The sequence below is a fragment of the Paenibacillus sp. PSB04 genome (assembly GCF_025809195.1).
GTDB classification, from domain to species: Bacteria; Bacillota; Bacilli; order Paenibacillales; family Paenibacillaceae; genus Paenibacillus_AQ; species Paenibacillus_AQ favisporus.
The window spans coordinates 2,590,835-2,610,485 of the sequence record NZ_CP081301.1 but is presented as its reverse complement, the minus strand read 5'-3'; the positions used below and the strand labels follow the sequence as shown (position 1 = coordinate 2,610,485).

20 protein-coding genes are annotated in these 19,651 nt (G+C 50.3%); 9 read left to right on the top strand and 11 right to left on the bottom strand.

Annotated elements, in window-relative coordinates:
- The first annotated feature begins 60 nt into the window (after positions 1 to 60).
- The 3 genes from K2F33_RS12250 to K2F33_RS12240 all read left to right on the top strand — a co-directional run bounded on the left by K2F33_RS12250 (position 61) and on the right by K2F33_RS12240 (position 2,793).
- Positions 61 to 1,236 carry a sensor histidine kinase gene (locus tag K2F33_RS12250; protein ID WP_179232052.1) on the top strand — a complete coding sequence of 392 codons (1,176 nt, stop codon included), beginning with the start codon at positions 61 to 63 and terminating at the stop codon, positions 1,234 to 1,236.
- Complete coding sequence (locus tag K2F33_RS12245) at positions 1,223 to 1,867, top strand: response regulator transcription factor (protein WP_089548753.1); 645 nt, start codon at positions 1,223 to 1,225, stop codon at positions 1,865 to 1,867. Before K2F33_RS12250 ends, K2F33_RS12245 begins: the two co-directional genes overlap by 14 nt.
- Positions 1,868 to 1,950: 83 nt before the next feature.
- Complete coding sequence (locus K2F33_RS12240) at positions 1,951 to 2,793, top strand: CPBP family intramembrane glutamic endopeptidase (RefSeq protein WP_089548754.1); 843 nt, start codon at positions 1,951 to 1,953, stop codon at positions 2,791 to 2,793.
- Between the two features lie 78 nt (positions 2,794 to 2,871).
- On the opposite strand, the gene K2F33_RS12235 is transcribed toward K2F33_RS12240, so the two are convergent.
- From K2F33_RS12235 to K2F33_RS12210, 6 genes are all read right to left on the bottom strand, one after another.
- A complete protein-coding gene (locus K2F33_RS12235) occupies positions 2,872 to 3,441 on the bottom strand; it encodes a YdeI/OmpD-associated family protein (RefSeq protein ID WP_089548755.1) in 570 nt (189 codons plus the stop codon).
- 49 nt (positions 3,442 to 3,490) lie between these two features.
- Complete coding sequence (locus K2F33_RS12230; RefSeq protein WP_089548756.1) at positions 3,491 to 3,955, bottom strand: VOC family protein; 465 nt, start codon at positions 3,953 to 3,955, stop codon at positions 3,491 to 3,493.
- Positions 3,956 to 4,181: 226 nt separating this feature from the next.
- Complete coding sequence (locus K2F33_RS12225; protein ID WP_089548757.1) at positions 4,182 to 4,550, bottom strand: DoxX family protein; 369 nt, start codon at positions 4,548 to 4,550, stop codon at positions 4,182 to 4,184.
- 37 nt (positions 4,551 to 4,587) lie between these two features.
- Complete coding sequence (locus tag K2F33_RS12220) at positions 4,588 to 4,989, bottom strand: SRPBCC family protein (protein ID WP_089548758.1); 402 nt, start codon at positions 4,987 to 4,989, stop codon at positions 4,588 to 4,590.
- Positions 4,986 to 5,315 (bottom strand): ArsR/SmtB family transcription factor, encoded by a 330-nt coding sequence (locus tag K2F33_RS12215; protein ID WP_089550379.1) that lies wholly within the window; start codon positions 5,313 to 5,315, stop codon positions 4,986 to 4,988. The genes K2F33_RS12220 and K2F33_RS12215 overlap by 4 nt, the downstream gene beginning before the upstream one ends.
- A gap of 266 nt (positions 5,316 to 5,581) precedes the next feature.
- Entirely contained in the window at positions 5,582 to 6,535 is a 954-nt protein-coding gene (locus K2F33_RS12210; RefSeq protein ID WP_089548759.1) for an alpha/beta hydrolase, read from the bottom strand.
- A gap of 186 nt (positions 6,536 to 6,721) precedes the next feature.
- Here K2F33_RS12210 and K2F33_RS12205 point away from each other — a divergent pair, with 186 nt between their 5' ends.
- The 3 genes from K2F33_RS12205 (at position 6,722) to K2F33_RS12195 (ending at position 8,699) form a co-directional block, all read left to right on the top strand.
- Positions 6,722 to 7,075, top strand: a complete 354-nt coding sequence (locus K2F33_RS12205) for a winged helix-turn-helix transcriptional regulator (RefSeq protein ID WP_275541923.1) — start codon at positions 6,722 to 6,724, stop codon at positions 7,073 to 7,075.
- 254 nt (positions 7,076 to 7,329) lie between these two features.
- Positions 7,330 to 7,692 carry a MerR family transcriptional regulator gene (locus K2F33_RS12200; RefSeq protein ID WP_089548761.1) on the top strand — a complete coding sequence of 121 codons (363 nt, stop codon included), beginning with the start codon at positions 7,330 to 7,332 and terminating at the stop codon, positions 7,690 to 7,692.
- 23 nt (positions 7,693 to 7,715) lie between these two features.
- The gene (locus K2F33_RS12195; RefSeq protein ID WP_089550380.1) at positions 7,716 to 8,699 is read left to right on the top strand and encodes an SDR family NAD(P)-dependent oxidoreductase; all 984 of its coding nucleotides are present in this window, start codon (positions 7,716 to 7,718) and stop codon (positions 8,697 to 8,699) included.
- 161 nt (positions 8,700 to 8,860) lie between these two features.
- Here the strand turns inward: K2F33_RS12195 and K2F33_RS12190 are convergent, their stop codons facing one another.
- Entirely contained in the window at positions 8,861 to 12,463 is a 3,603-nt protein-coding gene (locus K2F33_RS12190; protein ID WP_263881825.1) for an Ig-like domain-containing protein, read from the bottom strand.
- 339 nt (positions 12,464 to 12,802) lie between these two features.
- Entirely contained in the window at positions 12,803 to 13,651 is an 849-nt protein-coding gene (locus K2F33_RS12185) for a copper amine oxidase N-terminal domain-containing protein (RefSeq protein ID WP_263881824.1), read from the bottom strand.
- Between the two features lie 202 nt (positions 13,652 to 13,853).
- Between K2F33_RS12185 and K2F33_RS12180 the strand changes: the two genes are divergently transcribed.
- Entirely contained in the window at positions 13,854 to 14,417 is a 564-nt protein-coding gene (locus K2F33_RS12180) for a GNAT family N-acetyltransferase (protein WP_089548765.1), read from the top strand.
- Between the two features lie 87 nt (positions 14,418 to 14,504).
- On the opposite strand, the gene K2F33_RS12175 is transcribed toward K2F33_RS12180, so the two are convergent.
- Positions 14,505 to 15,137, bottom strand: a complete 633-nt coding sequence (locus K2F33_RS12175; RefSeq protein ID WP_263881823.1) for a histidinol-phosphatase HisJ family protein — start codon at positions 15,135 to 15,137, stop codon at positions 14,505 to 14,507.
- 172 nt (positions 15,138 to 15,309) lie between these two features.
- Between K2F33_RS12175 and K2F33_RS12170 the strand changes: the two genes are divergently transcribed.
- A complete protein-coding gene (locus tag K2F33_RS12170; RefSeq protein ID WP_076173848.1) occupies positions 15,310 to 15,897 on the top strand; it encodes a dihydrofolate reductase family protein in 588 nt (195 codons plus the stop codon).
- Between the two features lie 315 nt (positions 15,898 to 16,212).
- Here the strand turns inward: K2F33_RS12170 and K2F33_RS12165 are convergent, their stop codons facing one another.
- Both K2F33_RS12165 and K2F33_RS12160 read right to left on the bottom strand, forming a co-directional pair.
- Entirely contained in the window at positions 16,213 to 17,136 is a 924-nt protein-coding gene (locus tag K2F33_RS12165; RefSeq protein ID WP_263881822.1) for a GNAT family N-acetyltransferase, read from the bottom strand.
- Positions 17,137 to 17,402: 266 nt separating this feature from the next.
- A complete protein-coding gene (locus K2F33_RS12160; RefSeq protein WP_263881821.1) occupies positions 17,403 to 18,557 on the bottom strand; it encodes an MFS transporter in 1,155 nt (384 codons plus the stop codon).
- 119 nt (positions 18,558 to 18,676) lie between these two features.
- Between K2F33_RS12160 and K2F33_RS12155 the strand changes: the two genes are divergently transcribed.
- Positions 18,677 to 19,585, top strand: coding sequence for a LysR family transcriptional regulator (locus K2F33_RS12155; protein WP_263881820.1), 909 nt, complete (start codon positions 18,677 to 18,679; stop codon positions 19,583 to 19,585).
- The last annotated feature ends 66 nt before the right edge of the window (positions 19,586 to 19,651 follow it).

The window sequence follows — 19,651 nt, the reverse complement described above, 5'->3', positions numbered from 1 at the left end:
TTGGTCAACTTCCTTGTAATTTTCATGCAAGTTTTTTTAGATTTCCTGTATGATGATGCTATGAAAAAAATATTATCTTTCATGGATTGGGGTATATTCGCTCTTCGTTTATACCATTATATTTTGCTGTTGTCCCGGGTTCTGGCAGTAAGCGAGTTTTCGAACCGGATGTTACTAAACGTGATCTGGCTGAGCATAGCCCTTGTCGCCCCTTTGCTGTTCTGGTTTCCCGGGCGCCGGATGAACAAAGTCTGGTTTTGCATATTAGAGCTATTGCTTGGCGGTTCTTATTATGTGAATTCGGTCATTCATCCGGACCTGACTTCAAAAGCGGACTATTTGCTGCCGAGTCTGACCATCGGGTACTTATTAACCAAGCAAACCCTTTGGATCATTCCCTTACTTGTTTTCATTCCTTTCTCCTTCCAGTCCTCCCTAAAATTATCTTGGGAGCAAACCCTGGGTATCGGAACAGACAATCTGCTGTTCTGCTTTATCGGCATGTGGGCAAGCTCCGTAGCCAATGCGTATGATCAGAAGAATAAATTGGCAGCCGAAGTGGAGCATCAAAACAAGCTCTTAACTCACTACTCCGCCGAGGTCGAGAAAATGACTTTGCTTGAAGAACGCAACCGCATGTCCAAGGAGCTCCATGATACACTGGGGCATTCCTTTATCTCACTCATCCTCGGCCTCGATGCTTCTATTGCCCTGATGGATAGCAAGCCTGCCGAGGCCAAAGACCGGTTAATTCGCTTAAGAGCATTGGCTGAGAACAATCTGGAGGAAATGAGGAACGTCGTGCACGAAATGGGCGAAGAAGAGGAATCCAGTCTGATCCGGCAGGTTGAATCCCTTGCAGCCCGTTTCCGGGAGCATACGGGTACGGCACTGACCTTGAGTCTGCCGGGGACAGAGCGGTCCATACGTTTTGAAGTACGGCAAGCGATCCTTCGGGTCATCCAGGAATCTTTTACGAATGCACTAAAACACGGAAAGGCAACCGAACTGCATCTGGAGCTTACTTATTCCGAGAGCCATCTGCAATTGTCCGTTCGAAATAACGGCACGCCGATCGACAAGCTGGATTATGGCTTCGGCTTGACCACGATGAAGCATCGGGTTGAGCGGTTGGGAGGCAGCTTACAGATAGCATCTGGGGAGGGTACTCCTGTGATCACCGAAGTTAGATGCGAAATCCCGCTGAAAGGAGTCATGCCGCATGGAGAAGATTAAAGTGCTGCTTGCTGATGATCAAGAGTTAATTCTCGAGAGTTTACATATCGTGCTGTCCATGGAACCGGATCTGGAAATCGTCGGTTTAGCCCGGAATGGGGAAGAAGCCGTAAAGGGCTGCGAGCAGTTGATGCCGGATATGGTGTTGATGGATGTCAACATGCCGGTCATGGACGGCGTCGCCGCAACGGCCTTGATTAAAGAGCGAATGCCTGCAACCAAAATCATCATGCTGACCTCCTATAAGGAAGTAGAGTATGTGTTAGCGGCGTTAAGCCACGGAGCGGAAGGTTATCTGCTCAAAGCCATTCATCCGAAAGATCTGGCGGCAGGCATACGGGTGGTTCAGGCGGGAGGGACTTTAATTTCACAGGAAATGGCGAGTAAAATGATCAAGAACATGAACAGTGCCACCCCTGCGAAACATAATGAATTCGGGCTCACTGCCCGTGAAATCGAAGTGCTGCATAAGCTGGCTGCCGGCCTGCGTAATCAGGAAATTGCCGAGGCATTGTTTCTTAGCGAAGGGACGGTCAAAAATTATATCTCAACGATTTATTCAAAGCTTAATGTGAAAGGACGCCGGGAGGCCACCCAGAAAGCCCGGGATTCGGGAATGATGGATCGTTAAATGATGACCAAACGGCACTGTCTCTTTATGACTTTTTCAGCCTATACTCAGAGCATCAAACAACAGAGGTGGCGATGTAAGACATGAAGAACAAAGTGTCATTTTGGCGTTTTCCAATCATCTGGATGATTGCGGGGGCTATGGGTATTGTTCTCATAAATATGATATTCCAGCAATTGACAGAGCAAGGAGAGGGGATCGTCTCTCTTATTTTCACACTGGTGATGGGATTTCTGGCCCTCTTGGTTTATAAGCTCACGCTGACATACCTGGCCCGGCGGCCCACACCAGAGATATCAAGAAAGCGCGCAGGGATTGAAAGTGTCCTAGGCATGCTAACCGGGACCATCTTTATCGCAGGGTCCGCTTTTATGATTATTGCTCTGGGAGGTTACTCCTTTCAGTGGGCAAGTTCTGCGGATACGAGTTCCGTTCTAATAGCCTCCATTGAATCAGCTTTAGGAGGAGCCATTGTCGAGGAACTTATCTTTCGCGGACTTATGCTTCAAGCCATTGATCAATTGGGGGGGAAACCACTCGCACTTGCAGTAACCTCTCTATTCTTTGGAGTTGCTCATCTTGGAAATCCAGGGGCGACATTATGGAGTGGGTTCGCCATAGCCCTCGAAGCAGGTGTTCTCCTTGGATCCGCCTTCTTGTGGCGGCGGAACTTGTGGTTTGCCATAGGACTGCATTTTGCTTGGAATGCTATTGAAGGCCTGCTTGGCATTCCTGTCTCTGGACACCCTGCTACCGGTCTATTTACTGTAAAGGTGCACGGTGCCGCACTTCTCACAGGGGGCAACTTTGGACTTGAGACCTCTATTGTTCCGGTTGTAATCAGTCTTCTGATCTCCATTCCTATGCTAATCGGGGCCGCACGGAATCAAAGGATTGACGTCGGAAACCTTCCTGTACCAAAGTAAACGACCGACTTGCCAAATTTTCGATAGAAAAAACTGCCGACACTTTGTCGACAGTCTGGAGCATCCACGTTGGATGACTTAATAATCTAGTAGACGGCCATTATCGTTCCATTGACCGTACATTTTGTTTTCTCTCGTATTGGTTATGAATTTGTCCAATCTGCTGTGAAATAATTCGGGCTGATTCTTATAGCTTTGGATCGTGTCGATCCGGACTCTCGTATAAAGATCTGGAAATGCCATGAAATTCTCATACACTTGCTTTTCCTCTTGCAACCTTTGCTCTATCACCGGATCGATTCGAAAAGAATCGTAATTCATATCAGGAAGGACCTTTCTTCCTTCGTCTGTCATCAACCCCAACTTTTCGAGGCGGCGGACACGCTCCTTATTCAATTCAGTCCATGAGCTTTTTTTGCTTCGAGGAGACAGTCTCTGAGCCAGCTCCGTTTCAGATATTTTCTTCTTGACTCCATCGATCCATCCAAAGCATAATGCCTCCTCGACCGCGTCCAAATATAAGAGCGTATCCGATTGGGGCGACATACGAACCAAGACCCAACAAGATTTTTCAGTCTTGCTATTTTCCTGCAGCCAAACCCTTAATGCTTCTCTCGAAATGACCGGAATTAAGCGATCTACTTCCATGTTTGAAAAAATATCCTTTCAATCCGTTGCAGGACTTTCTCAGCATGAGTTACTGTTTGTTGGAGATGACGTTATCAAGAAACTGATCTGCATCGCTATTAAATTTCCAGGAAACTCCGAACTTATCGACCAGCATTCCGAAGCATGAAGACCACGGCGTATTGGATAACGGCATGATGACATAACCGCCCTCAGATAAATGAGAAAAGTAATTTTCCAATGTCTGTTGATCCTCATTAACGATACTAATCAGTATGTTGTTGCCTTTAACCAACTCGCCCATGACATTCTTCATTGAAGGCAAAATATCCGACATCATGATGTTCCCGCCTGCAAATGCTATGGAAGACTCCATGACCATGTTTAGTTCATTTTCCGGCAATGGATCGTTTGGATCCTGCGGGAAATCCTTAAATTTCACTTTTTTTACTTCCGTTGCGCTTAAAGCTTTCGCATAAAAATCAATCGCTTGTTCAGCAACTCCATCAAAGTTTAAATAGACTACAGCTGACATATAGTAAAACCTCCTTCTTGGGATAAATGTAGTATATTGAATAAGAGGTGACAGCTGTATGTCACCATTTATAAATAAAGTACATGGCGTCCGAACGGATCTATCCAACTGCCATTTTATGATCGGGAGGTTGGAGTCTGTATTGGATGGGTTTGTATCGCAAAAAAACTCCACATGTTCATCGCGAACATGTGGAGCTTTTTATTCCTGGATGCAGCTGGTTTGATTATGCAAAAGGCTGGAGCATTTGGCTGGCATTCGCAAGAATCAGGGCAATATTCAGTACGGCAAAGAACAAAGCCGGCGCCGTTTTGCCAATCGGATCTTTCGTGCGGATATGCACCAGGCTCGCCACCAGCATCGTAACGCCAAGCCACACTCCTGCCCATGCGACCAGTCCGGTATACCAGTAGCCGGCGATCAGCACGGCCGCACCTGCCAGTTGGACCAGGCCCGTTACTTTAAGGAACCATTGCGGCAGGTGAAGGTGTTCGAACATGTCTGCCCAGTACTTAGCCCCTATCATTTTGGCGGTACCCGAGAAGAGGTAATAAGCAATCAGCAAAGATTGAAGAACGATAGTAAAAATGGCCATTTCGATCTCCTCCTATTCGATCAGAAAATCATTTGGATTACAGCCCAGCCAACACCACTTCAAGCTGATCGGCCATCTTGACCCAACCGAGTCTGGCTCCGTTATACGACAAGCTCTCACTTTCAAATCCGGTATGCTCAAGATGAAGGCGGGTTGCGCCATTGGATGAATGGAGCGTCCATGTAACAACCGTACTTACCCCAGCGGTTACCCAGGTGTAGGATAGGCGGTGAGGTTCTTCCACGGCCAGCACTTCTGAATCGACGATTCCGTCCCACACTTTCGACGGTTTGGCCCGAAATTGAAAGTGATGGCCGACAACCGGCTTAAAGTCATTGTCCATCACCCATTTTGCAAGCATGTTGGAATCAGTCAATGCAAGCCATACTTTCTCAATCGGACTATCGAATTGAAAATCCAGCTTCACTTCCGGTTTCATTCCTCTTCCTCCTTCAACAATTGACTCAGCTTAGCCGATCCTTGGTTCCAAAAAGCCGTGTGAAAAGTGACCCAATCTTCAATTTCTCGCAGGGGCTCTGCGTTCAATCGATACCTTGTTTCCCGCCCGGCCTTGCGGTGCCTGACCAGATCGGCGGCTTTGAGGATCGCCAGATGTTTGGAAACGGCTGTCCGCCCCATCTCGAAATGGACTGTTAATTCGTGTAAGGGCAATTCTTCCGCCTCGGCCAGCAATCTAAGCAATTTGCGCCGCGTCGGATCGGCAACCGCGGCATATACATCCCTCGCTTCATGGTTTTCATCCATTCCCATCATCCCTATTCTGCTCGATGATAGGACACCAACTGGTGTCTTATGAGCTTATAATAAGACACCAGTTGGTGTCCTGTCAAGCCATAGTTTGGAAATAAAATTATAATGGCTTGTCAACGAACAATTGGCCTCTGTATATGCCAGGCATGATGCAGTAAAAAGTTTAGGGCATCCCTGAAGGATGCCCCAATGCTGAAATATTGAAGTGTTACGGATCAACTGAATATACATTTATCGGAGCGGCTTTATTCCCGCACACTTTATATTGCTGTCTCTCCGCCTCTCTCCTGTCCATGCAAAGCCTTCCGCAGTGCGCTTACGGCATGCCGCACCGCTTGTCTTCCTTGGTCATAACCGCCGGTCTGGAGCATGAAGCCGTGGACCATGCCGTCATAGCGCTTCGCTTCCACCGGAATGCCGGCAGCTTTTAATTTCGCTGCATAAGCCTCCCCATCATCGCGCAGCGGATCAAATTCGGCCGTGATTACGAGAGCGGGCGGAAGGCTGCTGAAATCGGCAGCCAATAACGGCGAAGCGTAGGGGTTCCTTCCGTCCTGCTCCTCCGCCAGGTATTGGCCCCAGAACCACCGCATCGTGTCCGTCGTCAGGCCGTACCCTTCGGCATTGTCACGGTAAGAATCCGTATCGAACGCGTAGCGGGTCGCCGGATTGAACAACAGCTGAAACTTGATGAAGGACAACCCTTGGTCCCTTGCCATCAAGGTTACGGCAGCGGCCAAATTTCCGCCCGCGCTGTCGCCGCCGACAGCAATCCGGTTGGGATCCGCTTCTAGCGAAGAGCTATTCTCCGCAACCCAGGCTGCAGCCGCATAAGCATCTTCGATGGCAGCGGGAAACCGATGCTCTGGTGCCAAACGGTAATCTACCGAGACCACGATCACGTTTGCCCCATTGGCCAACTGCCGGCATAACACATCTGCTGCATCCAGGTCTCCGACGACCCAACCGCCTCCATGATAGTAAATGAGAACAGGGAGCGGGTATTTGCTTTGAGGACGATATACCCGAACCGGTATGTGACCGGCCGGACCCGGGATCTTTCGATTGTCGACTTTCCATACTTCTTCCGGATGGGCGGCCATGGAGCTTAAGTTGACGGTTCTGGCCCTCTCCACGGATAGCGTGTGAAGAGGCGGGACCCCTTGCTTCTTCATATTTTCCAACACAACTTGAACTTGAGGGTCAAGCGGCATGATGGTTCCTCCTTAGGGATCAAATATAATGGATACGAGTCTTCTTATACCCGAAATAAACAACCATTCACGAGCAGCGTCTTTCGGTAAGACAGCTACCATTCCGGTCAAAATGAAGTATACTAAATGGAGAATAACCCTGTAAGTACGCACTTTTGCGTGACATAGTACCCATTTGGTAACTTCATGGACGGATTGGATGTGATGGATATGGGCGGTTGTCCGGTAGAGGCAACATTGTCTGTCGTTGGAGGAAAGTGGAAGGCTGTGATCCTATGGCGTTTGGTTGGTGGGACCAGGCGCTTTAACGAACTCCAGCGTTCGATTTCGCAAATTACCCGTAAGATGTTAACGGAACAGCTTCGGGAACTGGAGCAAGATAACCTCATTATTAGAACCGTCTATCCGGAAGTCCCGCCGAAAGTCGAGTACTCGCTAAGCGAATACGGCAGGACGTTTATTCCTGTTTTGAATGCCATGGCCCAGTGGGGATTGGTCCATCAGGAACGCGTGTCTGACCCCGTTCGCTCTACGACGTAGATTACCGTTCTAAAACAAAAACCATAGCCTCGATATGGAGAAGGCGCAGGGAAGCTGCCATTCAAACGCCTCCCAACACCAAAAAACAGTCCGCAATACCGGCGGTCTGCTTTTCTTCATTTTTATGTCATTTATGCGCCAATCCAAACTTTCGGTTCATCTAAATAAAGGAAGTTTCAGGCGCTTGACTTGGAGTTCACTCCAAGGGCTATCCTATAGTTGTCCGGACGACAAAGGAGATGAAAGGAGAAGGCATGTCGCGACAATATTCCATTTCCGAAATAGCTGAACAAACCGGTTTGACTTCCGATACCCTTCGGTATTATGAAAAGATTGGACTGATTCCGTCCCCCCAGCGCGGACCAGGTGGGTCCCGTTTATATAGCCAGGAAGACATCGGCAAAATTCATTTTCTACTGCATCTCAAACATACCGAGATGCCGCTTAAACACATTCAGGAGTACATTCGGGCGTATGACGACCAGGATGAGGAGCTGTGCTATCGGCTGCTTGACGAGCACCGGATCCGCATTGAAGCCCAGATGGCCGCATTGAACGAAACGCTCGTGCTCGTCAAGTATAAGCTGGATCATTTTCAGGAAATTAAAGACGGTTGAACGAAAGGAAGATCACTTTGAACATGCAGAAAACTCCCCAAACACCGATCGGGTCCGGATTTGGACCCCGCACTACAGCCATGGAAGCACTCGGACAAGCCGATTTGACCGGACAAACGGCAGTCATTACCGGCGGACATTCCGGATTGGGGCTAGAAACGGCAAGAGTGCTCGCGGAAGCGGGGGCCAAGATCATTGTCCCGGCCCGATCCGTTACAGCTGCTCAAGCGGCCATTGCCTCCATCCCAGGCGCAGAGGCGGAGCTGCTGGATTTAACCGATCCGCAGTCCATCGATTCGTTTACGGAACGGTGGATCCGTTCCGGACGGCCGATTCATATGCTGATCCACAGCGCCGGAATTATGGCCGTACCCCAGCAGTATGACAGTCGGGGCAACGAGCTTCACTTTTCCACGAACTACTTGGGCCCTTTCCAGCTGACGGCGCGGCTGTGGCCAGCACTCCGGCTGGCCGCTGGTGCACGCGTTGTCGTGCTATCTTCCCGGGCTCACCAGTTCAGTCCAGTCGTGTTCGAAGACATCCACTACAAGGAGCGCAGCTATGACAAATGGTCTGCCTATGGGCAGTCCAAAACGGCGGACGCCCTATTCGCGGTGGAGCTGGACCGGAGAGCACAGGCCTATGGCGTCCGGGCATTTTCGGTGCACCCCGGTTCGATAGTCACCTCGTTAGCCCGGCATTTGTCGGATGAGGAGCTGATGACCATGGGTGCGATTAACGAGCAGGGACAACGGCAATACACCGAATACGATAGGGAACGAAAGACCGTGCAGGAAGGGGCGGCCACCATCGTATGGTGTGCAGCCAGCCGGCAGCTGGACGGGATGGGAGGCGTATACTGTGAAAACGTTGACGTCTCTCCGCTCATTGATGAGCATCAGACCGGCATGGCCGGCGTGCATCCAAGTGCCGTTGATGCGAAAGCCGCTGAACGTCTGTGGAGCATTGGCGAAGCACTGACAGGCATTCATTTTGATATTTCATAATTCGATCAGAGGATAAAGCGCAACGCTCAGCTTGTCCCACGAATAAAAATCCTGAACCGGCAAGGTTCAGGATTTTTATTTTTTGAGACGAACATCATACTCTTGTATGCAGTTTTAGTGTTGCGGGATGCGCAGTGACCGAAAGCGGCTGCCTCACATCATTACTTAGAGGGCACTACGTTATAGCTGACAGGCTCGGCCGTATTGCCCGCCCGATCCGATGCCGTGACTTCGATCCGGTTCATGCCCGGCTGAAGGTCGATATCCGCGCTGAACGTCAGGTCATCCTTCACGTCAGCCTGTACTCCATTCACGAGAACAATGCCGGGCTCGCTGATTTTCCCCGTAACGCGCAGCGTTCCCTTTTCCACATTGTAGTGATTGCCCGTCAATTTCCCCGGTTCATCCAGCATGATGATCGGCGAGGTCGTATCCAGCACAATAATGCGGGCGGTCGCGGTATATTCGCCGCCAGCGGCTGCAGCCGTGATTACCGCGGTCCCCGGACTTTTGGCCGTTACCTTACCGGTGTCGCTCACTTCCGCTACGCTGGTGTCGCTGGATGTCCACGTGATGGTCTTATCTCCCGCATCCTCCGGTGTAACGACCGCAGTGAGCTGCGCAGTTTCGCCTTCCTTCAACTCTACTTGTTCCGGTGTTACGTTGATGCCGGTAACGTGCGGCTGATCCGTCTTCACGGACACCACATCCGATGGAGCTGATTCCCCGGCCGCGTTGACGGCTTTGACGATGTAGAAATATTCCGTCGAAGCCAACAGGCCGGTGTCGGTATGCGTCGTACTAGACAGTACCTCGTCGTTAAGTTTGACAAATTCGCCGTCGGCCTTATCGGACCGGTAGACGCTGTACCCTTCCGCCTGCTCTACCGCGTTCCAGTTCAATTCAATCGCGCTGTCGCCTGCCGCCTTTGCCGTCAGGTTGGCTGGAGGCGCAGGGACGGTATCGTCATGAACGGGTTCCCCATACACCTTGAATTCGTAGCTGGAAGCACTTCCTCCGCTGTAGTTGGATCCCGTCACTGTTACGCGGAGATAGCGGTACGCCGCATCGAGGGCATCCGTCGTCAAGCCCTGCGTTTTATTGTCCGTTCTGTCCAGGAGGGTCGTGTACGTGACATCGTCATTGCTGCCTTCAATTTTGTATTGGTAGTATCTCGGGTAGGTCGCGCTGTTGTACCAGTAGCTCTCGAGTTTCGTGATATGCATGACGTCACCAAGGTCGACTTTCCACCACTGCGGGTAGGAATTGGTGACGGCCGCCCAGCGCGTGCCGGCTTTGCCGTCATTCGCGTACTCGATATTGTTCCCCGTTTGGAATGAGCTTGCCGTTGCTGTCTTGCCTTCCGAAATGACCCCCGACGTCGTCGTGGCTTGGACCGGCAGGCTCCATAGACTCGATCCCGAGCTGCTGCGGGCTCTTACTTGATACGTATGCGTTGAGCTCGCATCAAGCCCCGTATGCTTGTATGGGCTGCTTACTCCGCTGATCAGCGCGCCGTCCACGACCAGATCATAGCTTGCTGCCCCATTAGCATCGTTCCAGGTGACGTCGATTTGGGACTGGCCTGCTGCCTTGGCGGTCAACCCGGTCGGCGCAGCCAGTCCTGCAGTCGTCGGCGTAATCGTCAGCACCTGCGCATTGGAGGCATCGAACTTGATCCCCTGGATGGACGCCTGACCCGACACGAATTCAACAGCACGGTTGCTGGCCCGGTTGACCAGCCTGTACTTGGTGATCCCGGTTAAACTCGTATTCGTTGCGGCCTCGATCTCCGACGCCGAAGAATCCGGGGATAGGTCAGCCGGCTTCGCGTTGCCGACCGGAAGAAGATACCACTGATCGCTTCCGGCTGCAGCGCCGTTTCCGCCGTTGCCGTTCGGATCGGCATTCGGATCCGCAAGCCCCGTGGTGACTGCAGCGCCCATCGCCCGTGTCTGTGCCGGCGTCGATCCGGATACCTTCAGATTATTTCCGGTCTCTACATTTTGCAATCGGTAGAAGCCGCTGTTCTTCGACGGATCGAATTCGTCAGGTACGGGAACGAACTGCCACTGGCTGGCCGTGCCGTCCTTCAGGTCGCTGCCGCCAACGGAGACCGTATAGGCAGACAGCGGTGAGATATCCGTTCCATCGTTGTCCTTCGGCGGATTGTAGGAAGAATAGTAGGTATGGCCGGCATCGGGTTCTGGCAGGGAATAACTGATCTGCTTGCCGGACAAGTCGGAGATCGCCCGGAACGAATAGCCGCTGACTTGTTGGTTCGTCAGGCTTCCGGAATCGATCTGGGACATATAGCTCCCCACCGTGGCAGGCAGCTTGCCGACGAGGCGGAAGGTGTCCGGCTTGCCGAGATCGTCGGTTTCGTAAACGTAGCCATCATAGCCGACAGAGCGGTATTTGCCGCTGTACACGTTATACGAAAAGGCGTTTTCGTACTGCGTATTGACCGGAACAAAAAGCCGTTCCGTCACGGCATCTTTAAAGATCGGATTGCCTGCGCTGACTTTGACCGAGGTCACATAGCCGGTAGCGTTGTTCTCTTGCTTGATCCATACCGCGCCGCTCTCGACATAGACCGTTACCGTTGCATCCAGTGCGGGATCAGAGTACGTCACCGAAGGAACGCTGCCGCCAGGACCGGTGATCGTTCCGCTCACCGTATTCGCCGTATATGTGCTGCCTGCCGGGTCTTTGAAAGTGAAATCACCGCTGCTCGGCACTTTCGTATAGCCGATATCGAGCGAAGAGTTATCCATCCCGATGCCGGTCAGCCTCAGGTCATCCGTCTCTGGCGTATAGTTGACTGTGAGGTTATGATCGCTGCCTGCGCCCATCGGACTTCCGATCCAACCGGCGTACCCTTTCAGGGCAGAGCGCGTCCACGTGCCGTTGTACCATACGTCCCACGAGCCTTCGGCCATCTTTGCGCTGATTGGCGAGCGGGCGAGGTGGAAGTAGGTGAGGACATTGCTGTAGCCCGTTTTCCAATTAATATGGTTGTTGTATAAAACGTAAAAATAACCGTTAACGTTATCGACGAAGAAGCGCGTCCCGGCCACCCCGTACGACCAGGTCTTCCCCGGAAAACCGTTCGCGGTGACCGCTTCGTCACTGTCGTTCCACGGCGAGGTCGCCACCTGTCCGATCAGGTTCCATGTTTTGCCTTTATCGGTCGAGTACATGGAGAGAACGCGGTTGTTGTGCACGCCCGTGGCGATCCGCTGGTTATTCGTCGGGTTCCCGGTAGCAAATGGATTAAATTGATACTCATCATTGGTGAGCGAGTACCAGTAACCGGTATCCGGATCGACCCAAATGCCGATACCGTCGTTGTGATCATCCTGATAAGGCGTCGGAATGCCGTACGTTTCGTCGATTTTGTAATTGATCGTCCCCGGCCGGTTCCAGTAAGAATTATAAGTCACAGGGGTGCCCCAGTTCGTGTTCAGCTTGCCCAGATCTGTGCTGGTGTTGTACTTGATCCAGGATCCCCCGTCGTCCGCCTGCTCATAGTTGGAGACGGAATACATCCAGTGAAACTCCCCGTCCTGATCCACAAACGCGGTGCCGGCGATATCGGCCGTACCAGAGGTGAGACTGGGGACAGCGTGCTGAACGAAGGTCGGGAATTTCTCCGCGGCTGCACTGGCCGGCTGCGTTCCGAACGGAACCGTACCGGCAGCCAGCACGATGGCGGGAATGGCTCTAAGCACCGCGAGCTTTGCTTTCCATCTTTTACGCATCAAATTGAATAACCTCCTGTCTAGGTATGGTACACACCTCCTCCCCGTCCCGGGAGACTTCCCCACCTCCTTTTGGCGCAAGATGAACTCGACTGTTTGCTCATGCTTTGAATGCTGTTAAAGCAGTCAGAACCTTTCGCCAATGAATAAAACGCTTTCAAAAATGAGTCTAAAGCGGTTCAGCCGGCAGCGTACACTTCCATTTTTTCACATAGGCAGTACTTTCGTAAGAAACACCCTTGGGAATTAAATATCGTTCATAAAACTTAATAATTGTCGGAGGAGCATGATCACGCAAAAAAGCCACCCTTTGCAGGATGGCCCTATGCTTGCCTCTGTTTATACTACTGTATTGCTAATTACGGTCAAAAAGCCGTTCTTTCCGGCCGTCTCCACCATCGATTGAATGGAGTCTCTTGCTGCACCGCTGAACAGGTACCATTGATCCTCGGTAGCATCATACAAGAGAACTTCCGGGTAGCCCGTCAACAGCTCGTCGGGAAAGGCGCTAACGAGAGAATAGACATCAAACCGCTGCACGCTGTTCCCTTTCTCATCCAGAAAATCATACTGCGAATTTTTGTAATACGACCCGGGCACGTCGATGTTTACCATCCACGAGTAACTGGCTGGGGCATCGACTTTGGCGCCTTTGTTACGCACAAAAGCATCATAAATGGCTGCGTTATAAGCATTTCCTTTAACCTGCTGAACGACGCCGCCCATCGTCATGTGGTATTCTTCCTGCAGTGCTTTTACTTTCACGTTGTGAATGACAAGTGGCGCGGTTTCGACCGTAACCTTCGAATTGCTGTAATTCACTTTACAGCCGAACGTTTCGGCGATAAAGCGAAGCGGAACCATCACGAGATTGTTCTTGATGTACGGCTTGACATCCAGCTGCACCGCTTCACCATTTTTTACGGCCGCCGTGCTGTTCGTTTGCAGCGTCACTTTCATGCTGCTTTTGGTAAGCGTCACTTTCGAATTCGACCAATCGACCTTGGCCCCCAAATTCTCACTGACCACGCGCAAAGGCACCATGGTACGCTTGTTTTTCGTCTCCGGCTTCACATCGGACGCCACCGCGACGCCGTCAATTTGGATGGGATGGTTCGCTGCATAAGCAGGCGACGATGCGATCGCAAGAATGAATGCAAAAATGATGCTTGGGATGATCTTCTTCATGTTTTGTCATCGCTCCTTCTATAAGTTTCTATCTTATCCAATCCCCATCCCTTATCCTACCAATTTCCATTATTAATGTTAAGTGTACACAGGCAATTCATCCGTACAGTCATTCAAGAGCATTTGTCCCTCGCTCCCCTTTCTGTAATAATTAATTCATCAAGATGGCGACGATCAAAAACAGGTATGGAGGTAGATCCCATTGATTACTGGTGAAAAGGTCGAACTGCGCCCCGTCTCTCTGGATGATTACAGACGGGCATACGCCTGGAGGAATGATGAGGAAACAGCCAAGCTGGAAGCGGGTTCGGCCCTGTTCTTGTTCAGCCATGTTCCACTGGAATATTTGGAGGATGCATACAGAAAGGAAATCCTGGAACTGGATAAGCGGGAAAAAGGACGATTCTCCATTTATACGCGCGGCGAACAACCCGAGCATATCGGTTTCATTGAGTACCGGGACGTGAACATCGTCTCCCGCCGCTGTACCGTCGGCATCGGTATTGGAAACAAGGACTTCTGGGGACAAGGCTGGGGATCGGATGCCTTGAAAGCGCTGATCCGGTATGTGTTCCAGACGATGAACCTGCGGCGAGTTCAGCTCGAAACTTGGGGCGGCAACCCAAGGGCTATCCGCGCCTACGAGAAGTGCGGCTTCGTTATTGAGGGAAGGCTGCGCGAGCATTCCTATATTGATGGACAGTACGTTGACAACATCGTGATGGGGCTCTTGAAAGAGGATTTTCTGAATTTAGATAGGGGATAAAAATCTTCCGTTCACCAAAAAAAGCCGCGGTTCCTCATGACGAGGACCCGCGGCTTCCTACTTAATCCTTGCCTTTCAATGGCATACTCACCGGGCGATCGGAACCATGAACCGCTCGCGATGGCGGAATATGGCCCATTCGCGGTAGCCAATGTCATACAAATGGCCGGCAACTGCCGCGAAATGCTCGCCTACGCGCTCGGGTTCGTGCGCATCTGAGCCAAAGGTCACCTTCACCCCGTAACGGTGCGCGCGTTCCAGCAAATCACCGTCCGGCACCCAGTGGTTGTCGGAGGAATTGATTTCAATCACTACATCGCTTTCCGCAACCGCCTTCAGCATGACGTCGGCCGCTTCGGTGCGCAGCTCCGAGTATCCGTTGAAATAGCGGTTCAAGGAATCCACATGGCCCAAAATGTCATACAAACCGCATTTCGCGGACTGGGCGATATAATCATAAAACAACTTTTTCACTTCCATTTTTCGTGCCGCGGTCAGGCTTTCCCAATACGCCGAGTCATAAATGCCAATGCCGGCGAACTCATGCACGGAGCCAATGACGTAATCCAACGGATAAGCAGCGATCAACGATCGGTACAATTCCAGATGCTCCGGCAAGAAGTCCGCTTCGATGCCTAGCAGCACCTCGATTTTCCCATGATACTGCTTCTTTAGCTCCACAACCTCCCGAATATACTTTGGAAACTCTGATTTTGCCATACTCCCCGTTAAGGATGGGCGGTCTTCGGCCGATGCGAAAAACGGCGTATCATATCCAGTTATTTTCCCGATTTGGGCTTCCTGCACAAATACACCGATGAATATCGTAATCTAATTTCGTCTAAATAAATAAGAAACTAAATTACGATGATCAAGCAGAAAGGACGATCGCATGCGTAAAATTATTCTATTCATTCACAGTACTTTGAATGGAGTTGTCACTGGCGACCCAAGCGAGGACAAAACCGACTGGGCGGCCTGGAGAAATAGCGCTGGCATTGAGGAAGGGTCTCAGTATCTATTAAATATTTTCGAGACAGCTGATACCATTTTGCTTGGCCGCGGAACCTACGAAGACCTCTCTAGAAAGTGGCCGAATACTCGAGGTTCAGGCCTGGGTGATAAGATAAACAACGCCCACAAACTCGTTGTAACAAGCACCTGCCCACACGAAAATCTAAAATGGGGAGAATTTCAAGCTCCAAAACAATTAACTGGCAGTAATATAGAAGAGCAAATTAAGGACCTAAAAAATGGGGACGGTGGTGACATCGTTATTTTCGGTAGTCCAACGCTCGTGCGATCACTTGCAAACGCAAATCTTATTGACGAATATCAGATAGTCATGCATCCGGTTGTGGTCAACGTAGGTGAGCATTTGTTTGACAATCTTAAGGAACAGAAGGAATTCCATCTCGTGGACACCAAAACACTTAAGGTGGGTTCCCTCTTGGTAACCTACAGACCCGCCACAGCTTAGCTCAACCGGGCAGATCATTACTGACAGCACGAAATGACGACGTGCAAGGTCATCATTTCAGCGAAATTGTACATGATCATTCTTGCGAAAATCTCTTCGGGTGATAGACTCCTGTTTCTTTGCGTGAAAATTCGTCAGACCAACGGTAGGGATGTCCACGTTTCTTTTAGCGAATTCGCGTACTCATTCATTGCGAAACCTCCTTTTTTCGCAAAAAAGGAGCGGGCTATCTTTTCGACAACCTGCTCTTTTCTTGATTTTTGGACCGCAGCCTTAACTTAATGACTTTGTGCTTAGCCCTCCTTTTTGTGCTGCCTACTCTAATGGTATGAAGTATCTTACCTCTTCCAGCTCCGTGTAAAAACCTACGGATTCATACAGCGATAATGCTGTTTTGTTTGAAGTTAGTACCATGAGATTCGCGTTATTCAATTGATTAGACCGGAGATATCTCAAAGCCTGTGTTAACAAATACTTGGCCATGCCGCGATTCCTCCATGATTCACGGACAAATACGTCCTCAATCACGCCATGTTCTTCCTCCTGCCATGTCATCAACCCACCAACAATAATGTCCGACTCGCGTATGACCATAGACGTCCAAATTTTATTTTTCTTATATTCGGAAAGTCTATTCAGTCCCAGCGGCGTATCTGGCCAGATTTCAGCTTCTACGTCCAAATATTGTTGTTCCTCGGAAGGTGTCTCCATCTGCCAATACGCAAACTGATACCCATCTTGAAGCTCTAACTCAGGAATGGATTCAGTCAGGTTTCGATTCATACGGTATAGACTATTTAGATGGAGGTATCCTTTTTGGATAAAAAACTGATTGTTTGCGGTTTCTGATGAATCGTTCCCTACACAAAGCATCGTTCTGTATTCATCAGACAAAGTCTCTTTTAATTGATGGGCTCTGGCCAGGAGATACGGATAGACTTTTTCAAGCAGATCCATGTCATTGTTTCTTTCCGGAATGGTTTTAAGATTCATATAAAAGGAATGACGGTTCTCCTTGGAGCGACCCGGAGGCACAACGTTTATGATGCTCACTTGACCCTTTGCGACCATTTTCCCCTTTTCAAATGCACAATACACGTTATTCCAGTTGTCTTCATCTCCGACCCACCAAAAGACGGCATTTCCCTTGGCTGTTACCGATTGGTACAGATCACCCAGTAAAGGCATGTCTGCATGTTGAAAATTACGGATGACCGTCTCGGGCGATAATTGGCTCAAATATACCCCTCTTTCCACGGCAGGGCATTTCGCAGTTTATGGAGCTAACTAATACGAGTTCCCTTTAATCTTATCGGTTTGACCATTCAAACGCTGCAAGAACTACAACTATATTACTCGAAGAAATAGGGAACGGTATGGTAGAAAATGACTATGATTAAAGTATCCTGTCCGCTAACGCTAAGCTGCGGTTGTATTACTAATATTAAAAGAAGAACCGGCGCGAGGCCGGTTCTATCATCCCTAGTCAATCTCCCTAATAGCCTTTAAGAACCTGCCCAATCCTCAGCCTCTTTGCCTGCGATCAGCAGCTGCACCCCGATCATCGCCACGATGATGACGAGCATCGCGAGAAGCGCAGCGTGAAAGCTTCCGCTGTAATCATGGATCGTTCCAACCAGCAGCGGACCGAATGCGCCGATAATGTAACCTCCACACTGAGACATCGCGGCCCATGCCCCCGCTTCCTCCGAAGTGTTCGTCTCGACAATCGGCAGCATCAGCGCCAGCGGAAATAATCCGCCTGCCCCGATTCCCAAACAGATGATAGCCGGCAGCATCGGCAGGTGGAACAATAACATTACAATACCGATCAACTCAAACACGCTGCACAAAACCAGAAACAATCTTCTTTTGCCAAAGCGGGACACCAGACCCGGAACGATTAAGGAGACAGGAACTTGGATAATCGTAAACAAGGTAAGGAACACCGCCGAGCTCGACGGACTGTACCCGAAGCTGTGCGCAATCGGTGATATCCATGCGGTAATGGAATAGAACATGCTCGCCATAAAACCGAAAAATAACGTTAATAATATCGCTCTTTTATTACGGATGGGCAGCCTGGAACGAACCAATCTCTTCCGCTCGGCCTTGTTCCGGAGAAATGCCGACCAGATCAAGAGGGCAATAACACCCAAAATAGCCCAGCATGACAAGGTCAACGTTAAACTGTGATGACTCCGGTCGTATATCGGAATGGAGAAGGCGGATGCTAATGCTGCCCCCACAGTCATCGATGCGGAGTAGATGCTGACGATGCCGGGCTTCGTCGGGAAATATTTTTTAATAAAACCGGACAATAAAGGCCCTGCCAAACTGATCCCGATCCCGCCTACCAGCGCTGTAACCACCAGGATCGTGACGGAGCCGACGATTCCTCGCAAAGCAGTGCCTCCTGTAATAAGCAGCAAGGCTAAGGCAATCGTGCGTTCCAGCCCCAGCCGATCACTCAGCGCCGTCGCTGCAGGAGCAAAAATCCCCATACATAATACAGGCAGCGTCGTGAGCAGACTTGCGGTCAACCCGCTCATTCCCAAATCGCTCTGTATGGTACCGAGCAAAGGGGCAACAGACGTAAGAATTGGCCTCAGGTTCAACGCCGCGATAAATATAGCTAATAATAAATAGAACTTTCTCATCGATTTCCTCCACCCATCTGCTTTATGTACATTCAGTATATGGAACCACCTTTCATTGTTCAATCCTATAATTTATATTATTATGATAGTAAAATACTATTGAAATCAGGAGACCTTGCATGGACACTCGAAATATACAGTACTTTATGGCCGTATATGAGCATCTTCATTTTACGAAAGCCGCCGATGAGCTAGGCATCTCCCAGCCCACACTAAGCCAGCAGATTCGCATCCTTGAAGCGGAGTTCGGCATGCCGCTCTTCGACCGCATCGGCAAGAAGGTGGTTGCGACGGAAGCCGGTAGGCTTCTGCGGGAGTATGGAACGAAAATGCTGCAGGCGGAACGGGATGCCAAAAATGCCATCAAAGAGCTCCAGTCCGGCAAACAAGGCACCGTTCGGCTGGCCGTGCTTCCTTCTGACCTGGATTTTCAGCTCGTTCCGCTGTTTGTCCAGTTCAAATCCACCTATCCTGACATCCAGCTGCAGGCCTTCTCAACGATCTTCGTCCAGGACGAAGTGCTTAACCATAAAGTAGATCTCGGCATTGGATTGCGCGGGCAGGTCGATAAGAGGCTGACCCAAATTCCGCTTGGATGCGAGCCCTATCATCTATTCGTGAATTCGGCAAGCGAGCTCGCCGACAGGAAGGAGGTCACGCTGGAGGAACTGAAGGAGCATGCCTTAGTGATGTATCCAAAAGGGTATCTCGGCCGCGACCTGGTTGACGATGTATGCAGACAAGAGGGCTTCGAATTAACGACGGTGATGGAGGCCAGTTCAGCCACTTCGCTGCTGCAATTAGTATCAGCAGGGGTAGGCGCGACGATTCAACCGGCTGGATTGCTAAGACAAAATCCGGAGCGGCCCGAAATTGCATCGATCCCAATTACTGGACCGACGCCGGTGCGTTATCTTGAGCTGATGTATTATGCGGATCGATATATTAGCGGCTCCCAGCGGCAATTGACGAATTGGCTGATCGATTACTTTAACGCCAACATAGGGCAAAATCCGCATGACGGTTAGGCTGGAGGCACATCATAGCGATCCCAGGCTCCCAGATGGCACTTACGTTGACAAAATAAATGTAAT